Here is a 15,357-nt window from a genome sequence, read left to right as displayed (position 1 = left end):
GCTGCCGGGAGATCGTCCAACTCCCGTCCACCTTGAAAGCCCTTCGTCAAGGGGACCACCCGCGCGGTCCGAGGACGCTCCCAGCCCGATGATCGGGCGTCACGTCAAATCCACGGAAGGATCAGCGATGAAGCTTCGTGATGTCGCCAAGATCCGTGCCCTCCGCATCGCCGTGTCTGCTGCGTCGTTCGGCGCGCTGGCGGCGATGGTCGGAGCCGGCCGGAAGTTCGGTTAGCTGGTCGGTCGGCGCCACTTTCGGGCGCCGGCCCTCCAGTTCACTCGTCGATTGACGATCACCGGAGGGCCATGCAAGCTCGGCTCGCCACCCTCGCCGAGATCGCGCGCAAGCACGCGCTCGACCTCTACCTGACCGTCTTCGGGCTCGCCGGCTGCGTTGTCCTGGTCGTGCTCTGCAGCGCGGACGGGCTGCACGCGGTCGGCGACGCGCCGGTGCTCTACGCGATGCTCGTGGCGTTCGTCGTCGCGGGCGAGCTGCTGCCGATCAAGGTCCCGGGACACGACGGCGACGTCGCGACGGCGAGCGCGTTCACGCTTGCGCTCCTCTTCATCTTCGGCCCGGCGCCGGCGATGGTCGCCCAAGCGGCCGGATCGATCGTCGGGGACGTCCATCTCGGGAAGTCGGTGCGGGCCGCGGTCTTCAACGTCGGGCAGTACGCCGTCGCGCTCGCCGCAGCCGCAGGAGCGTTGAGCGCGATGAACGCGCTCCTGTCGCTCGACGGCGGCATCCCGTTCGACAGCGTGGACACGGCCGCCGCGCTCCTCGCCGGCGCCCTCTTCCTCCTCCTGAACAACCTCTTCGTCGGCGCGGCGGGTGCGATCGCCACGAACACCCGCCTGGCGCTCTACCTCCGAGAGGACCTCTCGTTCCAGGCATCGACCGCCTTCCTCCTGCTCGGTTTCGCGCCACTCGTGGTCGCCGCCTCCGATGACGGCCTGTTCGTCGTCCCGCTGCTCGCGTTCCCGCTGCTGGCGATCTTCCGTGCCGGCAAGGAGGCGCGGCTCAACGAGCATCACGCGCTGCACGATCGCCTCACGGACCTCCCGAACCGGGTGCTGTTCGCCTCGCGCGCCAACGCCGCGATCGAGCACGGCCGGCGCGACGGCCTGCAAGTGGCGGTGCTGCTCATGGACCTCGATCGGTTCAAGGAGATCAACGACACCCTCGGCCATCACCGGGGCGACGAGCTCCTGCGCCATGTCGGTCCCCGTCTTCTCGACGAGCTGCGCGAGGGAGACCTCGTGGCACGCTTCGGCGGTGACGAGTTCGCCGTGCTCCTGCCGGGCGTCTCCGGCGAGGAGGACGCCCACCGCGTCGCGCGCCGCATGCTCGCGCGGTTGCAGCACTCCTTCGAGGTCGACGACGTGGCGCTCGACATCGACGCGAGCATCGGCATCGCTCTCTTCCCGCGCGACGGCGACGACATCGACACGCTGCTCCAGCACGCGGACGTCGCGATGTACTCCGCCAAGGACGCTCGCACCGGCGTGGAGCAGTACGACCCCGAGCGCGACGAGCGGACGATCGACCGCCTTGCGATCGCGGCCGAGCTGCGTCAGGGGCTCGACGAGGGCCAGGTCATCCTGCACTACCAGCCCCAGATCGACGTGGCGACCGGCGCCGTGTGCTCGGCCGAGGCGCTCGTGCGTTGGCAGCACCCGACGCGCGGGCTCGTCCCTCCGGCCGCGTTCATCCCGGTCGTCGAGCAGACGTCGCTCATGCGTCCGATGACGCTCTACGTGCTCGATCGGGCGGTGCGGGAGTGCGCCGAGTGGCGAAGCCGGGGGCTCCCGAGCGGAGTCTCCGTGAACGTGTCGAGCCGTGACCTGCTCGCCGATGACCTCCCGGCCGAGGTGAAGGCGGTGCTCGCTCGCTGGGGCCTGCCGGCCGAGGCGCTCGAGCTCGAGATCACGGAGGGCGTCCTCATGACCGACCCGGTCCGCGCCGCCCGCGTGCTCACCGAGCTGCACACGATGGGCGTGACGCTCGCGGTCGACGACTTCGGCACGGGCTACTCATCGCTGGCGTACCTCAAGGACCTGCCGCTCGACGTGCTCAAGATCGACAAGTCGTTCGTGCTCGGGATGGCCACGGACCCGAGCGACGCGATGATCGTCGCCTCGACGATCGGCCTCGCACAGGGGCTCGACCTCGAGGTCGTCGCCGAGGGCGTCGAGGACGAGGAGTCGCTGGCGGTGCTTGCCGGGCGCGGATGCGAACGCGCACAGGGCTTCTTCATCAGCCGACCGCTCGAGCCCGCGGCGTTCGAGGCGTGGGCGGCGGGCCGCGTCCCCTCGTCCGCCGCCTCCTAGTCTCGCCCGGTGGCCGCCGGGCTCGAGAACGCGCAAGCGGGCAACCTCAACGCCGAGGGCGCGCATGTCGCGACGGGGGCCGCGTTGTGCGTCCTGTCGGCCGCGGGGTTCGGCGCGATGGCGATCTTCGGCAAGCTCGCCTACGACGCCGGCGTCTCGACGCTGACCTTGCTGCTCGTCCGCTTCGCGCTCGCGGGCGTGCTCTTCACGGCGGTCCTCGCGGCGACGAAGCGCCGACCGCGGCTGGACCACGGGGCGATCGGCGTGGGGCTCGCGCTCGGCGCCATCGGCTACGCCGCGCAGTCGGGGCTGTACTTCGGCGCGCTGCACACGCTCGACGCGTCGCTGCTGGCGCTGCTGCTCTACACGTTCCCCGCCTGGGTCACGCTGGCGGCGTTCGCGCTCGGTCGCGAGCGGATCACCAGACGCCGCGTCGTCGCCCTCGGCCTGAGCTGCACCGGCCTGGCGATCGTGCTCGGCGGCGCCGCGGGCGGCGCGTTCGACACCGCGGGCGCCGCGATGGGACTCGGCGCGGCACTCGTCTACACGACGTACATCCTCGTCGCGCACGACGCGGGCGACCGGATCGAGCCGTTCGTCCTCTCGACTCTGGTGTGCGCCGGCGCGACGGTCACGTTCGCCCTCGCCGGGGCGATCACGGGCGAGCTGGAGTTCGGCTTCGACGCCGAAGGGTGGCTGTGGCTCGCGCTCATCGCCCTGGTCTCGACCACGCTGCCGATCGTCGCCTTCTTCGCCGGTCTCGCGCGCGTCGGCCCGAGCGCGGCGTCGATCCTCTCGACGTTCGAGCCCGTCGTGACGGTGACCCTCGCCTACCTGGCGTTCAGCGAGCGGCTCAGCGCGATCCAGCTCGCCGGAGCGGTGCTCGTCCTCGCGGCGGCGATGCTGCTCGCCCGCGCTAAGGGTGGCGCTTGAGCCCGCGGAGGATCTGGTCGGCCGGGCGGTGCGGCGCCCGGAAGGCGACGCCGACGAGGTCCAGCGACTCGGTCGCCACGGCGCGGACCGCCGCGCGGTTGTCGTCGTCGTGGCCGGTCGCGAACAGCTCGGAGGTGTAGAGCGCGACGGTCACCTCGCGCTCGAGTGCGCGGCGGTGCACCGTGCGCAGCTTCTCGGCGGACGCCTCGAAGACGAGCACGGGCTGGCGGAGCATCGGCAGGTACTGCACGCCGTCCGCGTCCTCGTACGGCGGTCCGACGAGCCCCTCGCCGTCCGCGCCCGCGACGACGCCGCTCATGAGGAACGCCGTGACGTTGAGCCGCTGCCACGCGGCGAGGTCGTCGCGGACGACGACGGCGACCTTCGTGTCGAAGTCGGTGACCGCCATGACGAAGACGGCGGGCCGCGAGACCGCGGCCCGCCGAAGCCGCAGCTAGTTCAGCCGCTCCACGATCATCGCCATGCCCATGCCACCGGCGACGCACATCGACTCGATTCCGTAGGTCTTGTCGAGCGTCTCCAGGTCGTTGAGCAGCGTGGTCATGATGCGCGCGCCGGTCATCCCGAACGGGTGGCCGAGGGCGATCGCGCCGCCGAACGGGTTGAGCTTCTCGTCATCGATCCCGAGCTCGTCCTTGCACGGCACGATCTGCGCCGCGAACGCCTCGTTGATCTCGACGACGTCGATGTCGTCCATCGTCATGCCGGCCTGCTTCAGGACGGCCTGGATCGCCGGGATCGGGCCGAGGCCCATGATCTCCGGGCGGATCGCCGACACCGAGGAGGCGATGATGCGGGCCTTCGGCTTGAGGCCGAGCGCCTGCGCCTTCTCCTCGCTCATCACGAGCGTCGCGGCCGCGCCGTCGTTCAGCGGGCACGCGTTGCCCGCCGTCACCGTGCCGTCCTCCTTGAAGACCGGCTTGAGCGACGCGAGCTTCTCCATCGTGGTGCCGGGCCGCGGGCCGTCGTCCTTCGTCACGACGGTGCCGTCGGGCAGCGTGACCGGGACGATCTCCTTGTCGAAGTGCCCGCTCTCCTGCGCGTCGACCGCGCGGTTCTGCGACACGACCGCCCACTCGTCCTGCGCCTCACGCGAGACGTTGCAGCGCTCCGCGACGTTCTCGGCCGTGAGGCCCATCGGGATGTAGACGTTGTACTTCGACTCGGGCGAGCCGTCGAGCATCGGGTGGAACGGCACGTTCGCGCCCTGCGCGCGCGAGACCGCCTCCGAGCCGCCGGCGATGTACTGATCGCCCTCGCCCGACTTGATCGCGTGGTACGCCATGCGGATCGTCTGCAGCGACGACGAGCAGAAGCGGTTGAGCGTCACGCCGGGGACGTGATGGTCGATCCCGGCGATGAGCGCGGCGTTGCGGCCGAGGTTGTACCCCTGCTCGCCCTCCTGGGCCGCGGCGCCCCACATGACGTCCACGGTCTCACCGAAGTTGACGTCCGGGTTGCGCTCCTGCAGCGCCTTGAGCGGCACTGCGGCCAGGTCGTCGGCACGCATGTCCTTGAGCGACCCCTTGACCGCACGACCGATCGGCGTGCGCACGGCGTCGACGATGACTGCCTCGGGCATGGAAGGAACTGCCTCCTGATCAGGACTCCGGCGTCGCACTCGCGGAGCGGTTTATCCCCCCGGCGTCGCACTCGCGGGGGCCGATAGGAGAAGTGTAGGCGCTCCTACTTGAAGTCGGCGAGGATCTCCGCGGCGGCGCGCTCGCCCGTCTCGACCGCGCCGTTGAGGTACCCCTGGAAGTCGACGGAGGTGTGCTCGCCGGCGAAGTGGCAGTTCTTGCCGTACTTGCCCTCGACCTCGCGCTCCACGCCCGCGAAGGCCGTGTACTGGCCGACCTTCCAGTAGGAGTACGAGCCGCGGGTCCACTTGTAGCCGGGCCAGTAGTCGAGCGTCGCCTTGCCGTTGAACTTCTTCGCGATGCCCGGCAGCACCGGGTCGAGCTGCTTGACGAACGTCTTCGCGAGCGCCACGGGGTCGCCGGTGAGCGCCGCGCCGATGTTGCCGCCGGTGTAGTCGACGAGCAGGCCCGACTTGCCGGGCTGCGCGCGCGAGACCTCCCACGTGTTCTGGTAGCCCCGGTCGGAGAACGTCTCGCCGTTCGACCCCAGCCCGTTCCAGTGGCGGTCGGTGAACTGGGCGTGGAGCTTGGAGTTCGTCCCCATCCCCATCTGCTCGATCGCGGTCATCTTGAGACCGGAGAAGTTGGCCCCGGTCAGGTCGACCGAGTAGCGCAGCATCGAGAACGGGATCGCCATGACGACCTTGTCGGCGGTGACGCTCGAGCCGTCGCGGAAGGACAGCGTGTACGTCCCCGACGTGTTCTCGCGAACCGCGACGAGCTCCTTGCCGTACTTGACCGTCAGCTGCGACGCGAGCTTCTTCGGGATCTGGTCGTTGCCGCCGACCACGTGGTACTTCTCGTTCGACGGGCCGAAGATCCGCAGGTTGCCCTGGCCGCTGTAGCCGAGCAGGTAGAGCATGTTCAGCGAGCTCTGCTCGGTGCACTCGGCGCCGTACTCGATGTTGTAGGCGACGTCGAGCAGCTGGCCGAGCTTCGACGAGTGCCCACCGGGCACGTAGTCGTCGATCCACTTGGCGATCGAGATGCTGTCGAGGTACTGCCCGCGCTCCGTCGACAGGTTGTAGAGCGTCGGGTACGAGGCCGCGCTGACGTCGGAGTGGACCTGCTGCCAGATCGCCTTGAGGTCGTTCGTCGCCTCGGTCCACGAGTAGGCGCCGCCGTCGAAGTACGCGCCCGGCTCCGTGCCGTTCACCTCCGCCTTGAGGAGGTTGTCGAGCTTGAGCCCGAGCTCCTGCGCGAGCTGGCGGATCGCCGTGTGCCCCTGGTCGATGAGCTCGCCGCCGTGCTCGTAGATCTGCCCGTCGGCGAACGCGCCGCGGCCGGTCCAGCAGCGCCCGCCGGGACGGCTCGGGTGCGCCTCGTAGACGCACGGCGAGTACCCGGCCTGCTTGAGCCGGTACGCCGCCGACAGCCCCGCGAGGCCGCCGCCGACGACGGCGATCTTCGGGCCGGCGGCACGCGCCGTGGCCGCGGGGAAGGCGGCCGCCGCAGTCGCTGCCCCGGCGACCTTCAGGAAGTCGCGCCGCGTGATGTCCTGCAGGCGCTGCGCGAGGAACGTACGAGCCATTGGCGCACGCTACATGCCTTATGCAGGCCAATGCAACGTGCGCCAAAGCTGATCATCAGGGTTGATTGACGCTCAGACGCGCCGCCCGACGCGCGGAACCGATGCGGCGCGGGCCTTCTTCTTGACCACCGTGATCTTCACGGTGAGCTTCTTGGTGGTCGCCTTCGCCTGCCCCTTCGGGGTGAACGAGACGCGCAGCGTGTAGGTGCCCGCCTTCAGCTTCGCGGGCAGCTTGAGGCGGCTGACGAACGTCCCGGCCGCCGCGAGCTTCGTGCCGCCGCGGGAGACGACCTTCGTCCCCTTGGCGAGCGCCAGCGCCACCGTGCCCGCGCCCTCGGCGTCGAGCAGCACCGGGAGCTTCTGTCCCGCCTTCTTGATCTTCAGCGCCTTCGGAGCCTCGACGTCCAGGCCGGGCAGCGCGACCGAGGCGGTGCCGCCCGAGACGCCGGCCTCCTTGACGAGCACCGTGCGCGCCTCGGTCGGCGTCACCGTCTGCGTCGTCGTGCCGCCGGTGGAGGTGACCGTCTTCGTCGTGGTGCCACCGGTGGTGGTGCCGCCGGTCGTCGTGCCGCCCGTGGTGGTCCCGCCGGTCGTCGTGCCCGCCGGCTGGACGGTGATGGTCACGGTGTCCTCGCCCGCGTTGCCGGCGCCGTCGGTCGTCGCCGCCTTCGCGACGTACGTGCCCGGCTGCGTGTACGTGTGCGTCGCGGCCGCGCCGTTCGACCCCTGCGTGTTGTCGCCGAAGGTCCAGGCGATCGCGCCGACGCCCGACAGCGCGTCGGTCGCGGTGGCCGAGAAGCTGACCAGGTCGCCGGCCTTCACGGTGCGGTCGGCGCCGGCGTCCACCGCGGGCGCGCCGCGGTCGAGGATGACGTTCCCGCACGCGACGTCGGACGTGTTCGCCGACGACGATGTCTGGTTCGAGAACTGGTCGACCGAGTTCGGCTTGTCGGCCAGCGCCCAGTCGGACTGCGTCGCGCAGAACGTCACGCGGCCGTCCTCGTACTGCGTGAAGTCGTACGCGCAGTCGAACGAGTTCTGCTTGTAGCCGGCCGACGCCGTGAGGCGGCCGACGTTCGGGGTCGAGCAGCCGTCGGCGTACGCGTTCGGCGTGCACGACGCCTCGCGGGTGAGGCAGCCGACGGTCGCGGCCTTCGCGGTGGACTGCGCGCGGTTCTGCGACCAGGGATGGCTCAGCGCGTCGCTGTAGGCCATGTGCACGGGGATGATCGGGTTCTTCGTGTACTGCGCCTCGCCGCCGACCCACGTGGTCAGCGACGGCTTGCCGAAGTCGATCGTCGTCGTCGCGCATGAGCCGAGCGTGACCGTGCGCGGGAACCACGTGCCGTCGCCGTAGTTCTCGAAGGAGGTGCCGCAGACGGTGTAGGTGTGGCCCGCCTCGAGCCCCGTCTCCGTGTAGGGGATCGTGCCGGACTGGCTCGTGTAGTACTCGCCGGTGCACTGCCCGTTGCTCGAGCTCGGGTGCCCGCCGGCCGGGTAGTTCGGCCACGTCTTGATGGGCGTCTGCCCGCCGTCCTTGTAGAGCGAGAAGCACATGACGTAGCCGGTGTTCACCGGCGCGTACGAGAACCACCAGGTGTTCGTGGTCGACTTGGTGGTCGGCGGCTCGCCGGCGCCGGCGGGCTGGAGCGTCGCGCCGGCGGTGCCGGCGAAGGCCAGGGTGAGCGTCAGCGCCGCGACGATCCCTGCCGCGACGCGCTTGGTCTCCGAGAACATGACGCCATCCTGCGGCCGGACGGCCGGCGCCACATCGGGGGACCCCCCGGGACTCGACCCCTATGTGGACCCTTAAAGCCCCAGATCCCTGACCCCGAGCTCGTCGGCCCCCAGGTGGTGGGCCAGCTCGTGGCGCACGGTGCGGGTGACCTGCTCGCGCAGGAGCTCCGGGTCGTGCCCGAAGTCGCGCCGCAGGGTGTCGCGGAAGATGATGATCTGGTCGGGGTAGTTGTCGCGCGCGATGGTGTCGCCGCGGTACAGGCCGTAGGCGCGGTGGCGGCGCCCGTCGTCGGAGATGACGACCCCGACGTTGCGCCGCAGCGCCTCCTGCAACAGGTCGGGCAGTTCGTCGAGCGCCTCGCGCACGAGCTCCTCGAAGTCCTCGTCGCGGAACGGGTCGAGCTCGAGGAACTCCATTTCGTCCGGCTCGGCGGCGAGGCCGTCGCGCGCCAGCCGCTCGGACCGCTGCACGATCCGCTCGAACTCCGCCTCGGACTCCGGCTCGCTCCAGTTCGCGAGGCGCAGCCCGAAGGCCATCATCAGGCCGCCGATGACGGCGAACAGCGTCACGACGAGCGCGACGCCCTCCAGCAGCCGCAGCGGCGCCGAGCCCTCGAACCCGCTCAGGACCCCGACGGCGGCCAGCCCGACGCAGAACGCGACGACCGCGGCGAAGGCGATGCGTCGCAGGTTGGGCATCTATCGCATGGTACGGGCGATGACAAGGCGCTGGACCTCGTTCGTGCCCTCGTAGATCTGGGTGATCTTCGCGTCGCGCAGGTAGCGCTCGACGGGGTACTCCTTGACGTAGCCGTAGCCGCCGAGGACCTGGATGGCCTCGACGGTGACCTTCATCGCGTTGTCGGAGGCGATGAGCTTGGCCATCGAGCTGTACTTCGCGAGCTCGGGTGCGTCGCGGTCGGCGAGCGCGCAGGCCTTGTAGAGCAGCTCGCGGGCGGCAGCGGTGCCGGCCTCCATGTCGGCGAGCTTGAACGCGATCGCCTGGTGCTCGTTGATCGGGCGGCCGAACGTGATGCGCTCACGCGCGTACGCGGACGCGTAGTCCGTGGCGCCCTGCGCGATCCCGACCGCCTGCGCCGCCGCGCCGAGGCGCGTGCGCTGCAGCACGCCGAGCGCGACCGAGAGGCCGCGGCCGACCTCGCCGATGACGTTCTCCGGCGGCACCCGCACGTCGTCGAACACCGGGGAGCCGGTGGGCGACCCCTTGATGCCGAGCTTGTGCTCGAGCTTGCCGATCGAGAGGCCGGGCCGGTCCTTCTCGACGACGAAGGCGGTGATCCGGTTGTTCTCGCGATCGGTCTTCGCGAAGACGACGTAGAAGTCGGCGACCCCGGCGTTCGTGATCCAGTTCTTCGAGCCGTTGATGACCCACTCGCCGGTGCCCTCGTCGAGCTTGGCGCTCGTGCGCATCGCGGCGGGATCCGAGCCGGCCTCGGGCTCGGACAGCGCGAACGCGGGCGACCACTCGCCGGTCGCGCACTTCGGGAGGAAGCGCTGCTTGAGCTCGTCGGAGCCGAACAGCTGGATCGGCAGCGTCCCGAGCTCCTGGACCATGAGGATGAGCGCCGACGACGCGCAGACCTTCGCGATCTCCTCGACGGCCATCTGCAGCATCAGCGTGCCGGTGCCGGTGCCCCCGTGCTCCTCGTCGAACGGCAGCGCGAGCACGTCGTTCTCGCCGAGCAGCTTGCGGACGTCCCACGGGTACTCGCCCGTCTCGTCGATCTCGGCCGCACGCGGCGCGATCCGCTCCTGCGCGATCTGCCGGATCGTGTCCCGGAAGTCCAGGTGCTCCTGCGGGATCGCGTACAGGTCGGAGGTCGTCTGCATGAAGCCGATGGTATTCCGGGTACTGGGGCCCCATGGGAATCGGAACGAGCCTCTTCCTGATCGCCATCGGCGCGATCCTGAAGTTCGCGGTCACGGATGCCATCTCCGGAGTCGACCTCTCGACGGTCGGCGTGATCTTGATGGTGGTCGGCATCGTCGGCCTGCTCATCTCGCTGCTGTACAGCCTCGCCTGGCGCGACCGTGCGAACGGCACCGTCGTGCGCGAGCGCTACCGCGAGCCGCTGTAGCCGTACCATCGGCGGGGTGGCTTCCGGCACCTCCGTCCTGCCGTTCTCCAGGCGCCGCGAGCCGCGCTACGAGATCCGCCCCGCGCGACCGGACGAACCGGTCGCGCGGACGCTTGACGAGGCGGGCTTCGGCCCGCACGTCGCGCGCCTGCTGACGTACCCCCGCGACGCCGACAGCGGCGAGATCCTCGTCGCCGCCGCGGGACGCGGCCGCCTCGCGGGCGGCGCCTGCTGCGCGAGCTTCGGCGAGACGGGCTGGATCGGCGCCCTCGGCGTGCTGCCCCGCGCCCGCCGGCGCGGCCTGGGCGAGCAGCTCACGCGCGCGGCGATCGAGTGGCTGGAGGAGCGCGGCGCGCGCACGTCCCTGCTGTACGCCACCGAGATGGGCCGCCCGGTGTACGAGCGCGTCGGCTTCGTTGCGGAGGCCCCCGCACGGGCATGGCGCGGGACGCCGCCCGGGCCGCCGCCGCGCGGCGTGCGCCGCCTGCGGCCGGCCGACCGCGAGGCGATCGCCGACCTCGACCGCCGCGCGACGGGCGAGGACCGCAACGCGGTGCTGCAGGAACTGCCGGCGCTGCTCGGCCTGGGCTTCGAGCGCGAGGGGCGCCTCGCCGGCTACGCGCTGCAGACGCCGTGGGGCGCCGGCCCGGCCGTCGTCGCCGAGGACCCGGAGGCGGGCGAGGCGGTGCTGCGTGGCCTCGTGCTCGAGCCGCAGCCGCTCACGATCACCGTCCCCGACGACAACCCGCAGGGCGCGGCGCTGCTGTCGCGCTGGGGCTTCCATCCGGTCAACACGGCGTTGCGCATGCGCTACGGCCCCGCGGTCGGGCATGATCCGTCACGGATGTTCGGCCTCTACAACCTCTTCTGGGGATGAGCTCCGCCGACGTCGACCTCGTCGTCGTCGGAGCCGGGCTCGCGGGCCTGTCGGCCGCGCGCGCGGCGGTGAAGGCCGGGCGCTCCGTCGTCGTGCTCGAGGCGCGCGACCGCGTCGGCGGCCGCACGCTCAACGAGGACATCGGCGACGAGAAGGTCGTCGAGGTCGGCGGCCAGTGGGTCGGCCCGACGCAGCACCGGCTGCTCGAGGTCGCCGAGGAGCTCGGCGTCGAGACGTTCCCGACGTTCAGCGAGGGCGAGAGCGTCATCGAGTGGCGTGGGGCGCTCAAGCGCTACAAGGGGCTCATCCCGCGCATCAGCCCGGCGATCCTCCTCGACTACGAGCAGGCGCGCCGCCGGCTGGACCGCATGGCGCGCACGATCCCCGCCGAGGCGCCGTGGACCGCGCCGCGCGCGGCGCAGTGGGACGCGATGACGTTCCACTCGTGGCTGCACGGCCCGGGGTGCCGCACCAAGGGCGGCCGGCTGTTCTACGAGCTGATCTGCCAGGCGGTCTGGGCGGTCGAGCCCGCGGACGTCTCGCTGCTGCACGTGCTCTTCTACATCCGCTCCGCCGGCGGTCTGGACGACCTCACCGGCACCGAGGGCGGCGCGCAGGAGCGGCGCTTCGCCGGCGGCTCGCAGCGCGTCTCGCTGCGCATGGCCGAGGAGCTCGGCGCCGACCGCATCCGGCTCTCCACACCGGTGCGCGAGATCGCATGGGACGACGACGGGGTGACGGTCGGCGACGTCCGCGCGCGGCGCGCGATCCTCGCGATGCCACCGGTGCTGACCAGCCGCATCGCCTACGCCCCCGCGCTGCCCGGCTACCGCGACCAGCTGACGCAGCGGATGCCGCAGGGCACGGTGTGGAAGTGCATGGCCGTCTACGACGAGCCGTTCTGGCGCCGCGATGGCCTCAACGGCTTCGGGACGAGCGACATCGGCCCGGTGCGGCTGACGTACGACAACTCGCCGCCCGACGGCTCGCCCGGCGTGCTGCTCGGGTTCCTCGAGGCGCAGCACGCGCGCAACGCCGGCCTGCTGTCCGCCGGCGAGCGGCGCGCGCAGGTGCTCGACGTCTTCGCGCGGCTGTTCGGCGAGCGCGCCCGCTCGCCCGAGCGCTACATCGAGCGCAGCTGGGCCGAGGAGGAGTGGACCCGCGGCTGCTACGGCTGCTCGATGACGACCGGCGCGTGGACCGCGTACGGCCCGGCATTGCGCAAGCCGATCGGGCCGCTCCACTGGGCCGGCGCCGAGACGGCGACGATCTGGAACGGGTACATGGACGGCGCCATCCGCTCGGGCGAGCGGGCGGCCGCCGAGGCCCTGCGCAGCCTCGGCGACCGCGTCGCGCAGGCCGTCTAGCGCTTCAGCGTCACCGCGGCCCGGGCGCTGCCGGCGACGATCGTGAGCTTCACGCTGCGCTTGCGGGCGAGCGCCTTCTTCGCCGCCTTCGTGAAACGCACCGTGACCTTCGCGGTGCCGTTGGCCTTGGCGGTGCCCATGCCCTTGGCGACGGTCTTCTTGCCGCTCAGCGCCTTCACCGCGACCAGGCCGGCGGGGACGCCCGTGAGCTTCAGGGTCAGGCCGCGCCTCAGCGCCGTGCGCAGCTTCGTCGCGCCCGCGAGCTTGATCTTGGCCGTCGACGTCGTCGGCTGGCCCGGCGTGATCGGGCCGGTGGGCCCGGTCGGCCCCGTGGGCCCGGAGCCGCCGCCGCTGCGCTCGACCGTCTCGCAGTCCGGCGCGACGGTGTCGGCGGCGTCGGCGGTCACCTTGTCCGTGCCGGCGCCGCAGCTGACCGAGTCGGCCTCGCCGTCGCGCACGTCGACCGTGTCGTTGCCGTAGGGGTACTTGCACCACAGCGGGCCGCAGTCGCCGGTCTGCAGGTCGGCGGAGATGACGTCGCGGCCGGGGCCGCCGACGATGGTGTCGTCGCCGTAGCCGCCGTCGATCTTGTCGTTCCCGGCGCCGCCGTCGATCTTGTCCTCGCCGTCTCCGCCGCGCAGCTCGTCGTCGCCGCCGTTGCCGATCAGCTCGCCGTTGTCGCCGACCTGGTGGAGCTTCACGTACTCGCCCGCGTCGCTGCCGACCACGCGGCCGCCGACCGACAGCGTCAGCCGCTCGACGTTGCGCAGGTCGTCGCCCTCGCCCGGCCGGCCGTCGTCGGCGCCGCCGCCGAACGTGATGGCGACCGGCGGGTCGAGGTCGGTGAAGCGCGAGCTGTAGTCGCTCTCGATCGAGTCGATGCCGTCACCGCCGTCGACGACGTCCTTCGCCGCCTCCTCGTAGCCGTCGGGCATCAGCATGTCGTTGCCGGCGCCGCCGAGCAGGTGGTCGTTGCCGCCCTTGCCCTCGAGCGTGTCCTCGCCGTCGCCGCCGTCGAGCGTGTCGTCGCCGAGCCAGCCGCTGAGCTCGTCGTTGCCGGGGCCGCCGATGAACGTCTCCTGCTGCACCCAGCCGCTGAGGTCGTCCTTGCCCTCGTCGCCTTCGACGGTGATCTTGATGTCCTTCGGCAGGTTCGAGTCCGACGTCGTGCCGTAGCTGTCGTCGCCGTCGAGCAGCTCGTACTTCACGGCCTGCGGCGTCGGGCACTCGACGTAGCCCCAGTCGCGGTGGTCCTCGCACTCGGCGGGGATCGCCGTCATCGCTCCGGAGGGACCGCTGGTCGTGACGCGCACGGTCGCGGAGCCGTCGTAGGCGGCCTGGAGCATCACGTGGTTCTCCTCGCCGGAGGCGGCCTTGAAGAGCAGCGTGCCGCCGTCGGAGGTGAGCGTGGAGGCGTGAGCGGCGCCGGGGACGACCAGCAGCGCGCCGGTGAGCGCACCGATGAGCAGGGTTCTCGATCGCATGGCCGGGACCTTCGCGTCCCGCGGCGTCCGGCACATCGGGGGATCACCGGAACATCCCGCGGCCGCCGACCCCGGCGGGCACCCCGACGCCACCCCGGCGTCTGGCAGCATCCGCCGGGGATGGACGACCTCGCCCGCCTGCGTTCCGCCACCGCGCACCTCGACGCGCCGTTCGCGCTCGTCGACCTGGACGCCTTCGACGCGAACGCGGCCGACATGGCGCGCCGCGCGGCGCCGAAGCCGATCCGCGTCGCGAGCAAGTCGGTTCGCTGCCGGCACCTGCTGCGCGACGTGCTCGGGCGGCCGGGGTACCGGGGCGTGCTGGCGTTCACGCTGCCCGAGGCGCTCTGGCTGCACGGGCACGGGTTCGACGACCTGCTCGTCGCCTACCCGACCGCCGACCGGGCCGCGCTGCGCGCGCTCGCGACCGGCGCGGACGCGGCGGCTGCCGTCACGATCATGGTCGACGACGTCGCGCAGCTGGACCTCGTCGACGCCGTGGTGGGGCCCGGCGACCCCTCGCGCGCGCGGGTTCGCGTCTGCCTCGACCTCGACGCGTCGTGGCGGGCGCTCGGCGGCCGCGTGACGATCGGCGCGCGCCGCTCGCCGCTGCGCACCCCCGAGCAGGCGGCGGCGCTGGCCCGCGCGATCGCGGGGCGCGACGGGTTCGCGCTCACCGGCCTGATGGCCTACGAGGCGCAGATCGCGGGGGTCGGCGACGCGCCGCCGACCGCGAAGGCGCGCGGCGTGGCGATCCGCGTGATGCAGGCCGCGTCGGGGCGCGAGCTGGCCGGGCGCCGCGCCGAGGTCGTCGCCGCGGTGCGCGCGGCCGCGCCGGAGATCGAGCTCGTCAACGGCGGCGGCACCGGGTCGCTGGAGCGCACCGCCCGCGAGGCGGCGGTGACCGAGGTGGCGGCAGGGTCGGGCCTCTACGCGCCGACCCTCTTCGACGCATACCGCGCGTTCGCGCCGCGGCCGGCCGCGCTCTTCGCGCTGCCGGTCGTCCGCCGGCCCGGCCCCGGCGTGGCGACGGTCCTCGGCGGCGGGTACCACGCGTCGGGCGCGGCCGGCGCCGACCGCCTCCCCTCGCCCCACCTGCCGTCCGGGCTGAAGCTCGACAAGCTCGAGGGCGCGGGCGAGGTGCAGACGCCGCTGCTCGGCCCCGCCGCCGATGCCCTCCGCGTCGGCGACGTCGTCTTCTTCCGCCACGCGAAGGCGGGCGAGCTGTGCGAGCGCTTCGACGCGCTGCACTTGGTGCGCGGTGCCGAAGTGGTGGACGTCGTGCCGACCTACCGCGGCGAGGGGCAGGCGTTCCTCTAGCACCGGCGAATGGTGCG

13 protein-coding genes are annotated in these 15,357 nt (G+C 71.9%); 6 read left to right on the top strand and 7 right to left on the bottom strand.

All coding sequences use genetic code 11. The features are described 5' to 3' along the window. The first annotated feature begins 306 nt into the window (after nucleotides 1-306). Both AC1UE4_RS18535 and AC1UE4_RS18530 read left to right on the top strand, forming a co-directional pair. A complete protein-coding gene (locus AC1UE4_RS18535) occupies nucleotides 307-2,331 on the top strand; it encodes a putative bifunctional diguanylate cyclase/phosphodiesterase (RefSeq protein ID WP_482918785.1) in 2,025 nt (674 codons plus the stop codon). 9 nt (nucleotides 2,332-2,340) lie between these two features. Further along, on the top strand, nucleotides 2,341-3,264 hold the full coding sequence (locus AC1UE4_RS18530) for a DMT family transporter (protein ID WP_482918784.1): 924 nt from the start codon (nucleotides 2,341-2,343) through the stop codon (nucleotides 3,262-3,264). Here AC1UE4_RS18530 and AC1UE4_RS18525 read toward each other — a convergent pair. The 6 genes from AC1UE4_RS18525 to AC1UE4_RS18500 all read right to left on the bottom strand — a co-directional run bounded on the left by AC1UE4_RS18525 (nucleotide 3,248) and on the right by AC1UE4_RS18500 (nucleotide 10,044). Beyond that, complete coding sequence (locus tag AC1UE4_RS18525; RefSeq protein WP_482918783.1) at nucleotides 3,248-3,673, bottom strand: DUF2000 family protein; 426 nt, start codon at nucleotides 3,671-3,673, stop codon at nucleotides 3,248-3,250. The two genes, AC1UE4_RS18530 and AC1UE4_RS18525, sit on opposite strands and share 17 nt — an antisense overlap. A gap of 45 nt (nucleotides 3,674-3,718) precedes the next feature. Continuing rightward, nucleotides 3,719-4,867, bottom strand: a complete 1,149-nt coding sequence (locus AC1UE4_RS18520; protein ID WP_482918782.1) for an acetyl-CoA C-acyltransferase — start codon at nucleotides 4,865-4,867, stop codon at nucleotides 3,719-3,721. A 104-nt stretch (nucleotides 4,868-4,971) separates the two neighbouring features. Continuing rightward, a complete protein-coding gene (locus AC1UE4_RS18515) occupies nucleotides 4,972-6,456 on the bottom strand; it encodes a flavin monoamine oxidase family protein (RefSeq protein WP_482918781.1) in 1,485 nt (494 codons plus the stop codon). Nucleotides 6,457-6,528: 72 nt separating this feature from the next. Continuing rightward, complete coding sequence (locus AC1UE4_RS18510) at nucleotides 6,529-8,193, bottom strand: PKD domain-containing protein (RefSeq protein WP_482918780.1); 1,665 nt, start codon at nucleotides 8,191-8,193, stop codon at nucleotides 6,529-6,531. Between the two features lie 72 nt (nucleotides 8,194-8,265). Then, nucleotides 8,266-8,892, bottom strand: a complete 627-nt coding sequence (locus AC1UE4_RS18505) for a metallopeptidase family protein (RefSeq protein WP_482918779.1) — start codon at nucleotides 8,890-8,892, stop codon at nucleotides 8,266-8,268. Continuing rightward, complete coding sequence (locus AC1UE4_RS18500; RefSeq protein WP_482918778.1) at nucleotides 8,893-10,044, bottom strand: acyl-CoA dehydrogenase family protein; 1,152 nt, start codon at nucleotides 10,042-10,044, stop codon at nucleotides 8,893-8,895. Nucleotides 10,045-10,076: 32 nt separating this feature from the next. Between AC1UE4_RS18500 and AC1UE4_RS18495 the strand changes: the two genes are divergently transcribed. The 3 genes from AC1UE4_RS18495 to AC1UE4_RS18485 are packed head-to-tail and all read left to right on the top strand — an operon-like array spanning nucleotide 10,077 to nucleotide 12,536. Further along, on the top strand, nucleotides 10,077-10,292 hold the full coding sequence (locus AC1UE4_RS18495) for a DUF6458 family protein (protein WP_482918777.1): 216 nt from the start codon (nucleotides 10,077-10,079) through the stop codon (nucleotides 10,290-10,292). A gap of 16 nt (nucleotides 10,293-10,308) precedes the next feature. Next, nucleotides 10,309-11,169, top strand: a complete 861-nt coding sequence (locus AC1UE4_RS18490; RefSeq protein ID WP_482918776.1) for a GNAT family N-acetyltransferase — start codon at nucleotides 10,309-10,311, stop codon at nucleotides 11,167-11,169. Further along, entirely contained in the window at nucleotides 11,166-12,536 is a 1,371-nt protein-coding gene (locus AC1UE4_RS18485) for a flavin monoamine oxidase family protein (protein ID WP_482918775.1), read from the top strand. The genes AC1UE4_RS18490 and AC1UE4_RS18485 overlap by 4 nt, the downstream gene beginning before the upstream one ends. Here AC1UE4_RS18485 and AC1UE4_RS18480 read toward each other — a convergent pair. Beyond that, nucleotides 12,533-14,020, bottom strand: a complete 1,488-nt coding sequence (locus tag AC1UE4_RS18480) for a calcium-binding protein (RefSeq protein ID WP_482918774.1) — start codon at nucleotides 14,018-14,020, stop codon at nucleotides 12,533-12,535. The two genes, AC1UE4_RS18485 and AC1UE4_RS18480, sit on opposite strands and share 4 nt — an antisense overlap. 120 nt (nucleotides 14,021-14,140) lie before the next feature. On the opposite strand from AC1UE4_RS18480, the gene AC1UE4_RS18475 reads away from it, so the two are divergent. Beyond that, entirely contained in the window at nucleotides 14,141-15,340 is a 1,200-nt protein-coding gene (locus tag AC1UE4_RS18475; protein ID WP_482918773.1) for an amino acid deaminase/aldolase, read from the top strand. Nucleotides 15,341-15,357 lie beyond the last annotated feature (17 nt).

The organism is Parviterribacter kavangonensis, assembly GCF_056863335.1.
The sequence above is the reverse complement of the archived record's forward strand: the minus strand, read 5'-3'. Positions and strand labels throughout refer to the sequence as shown.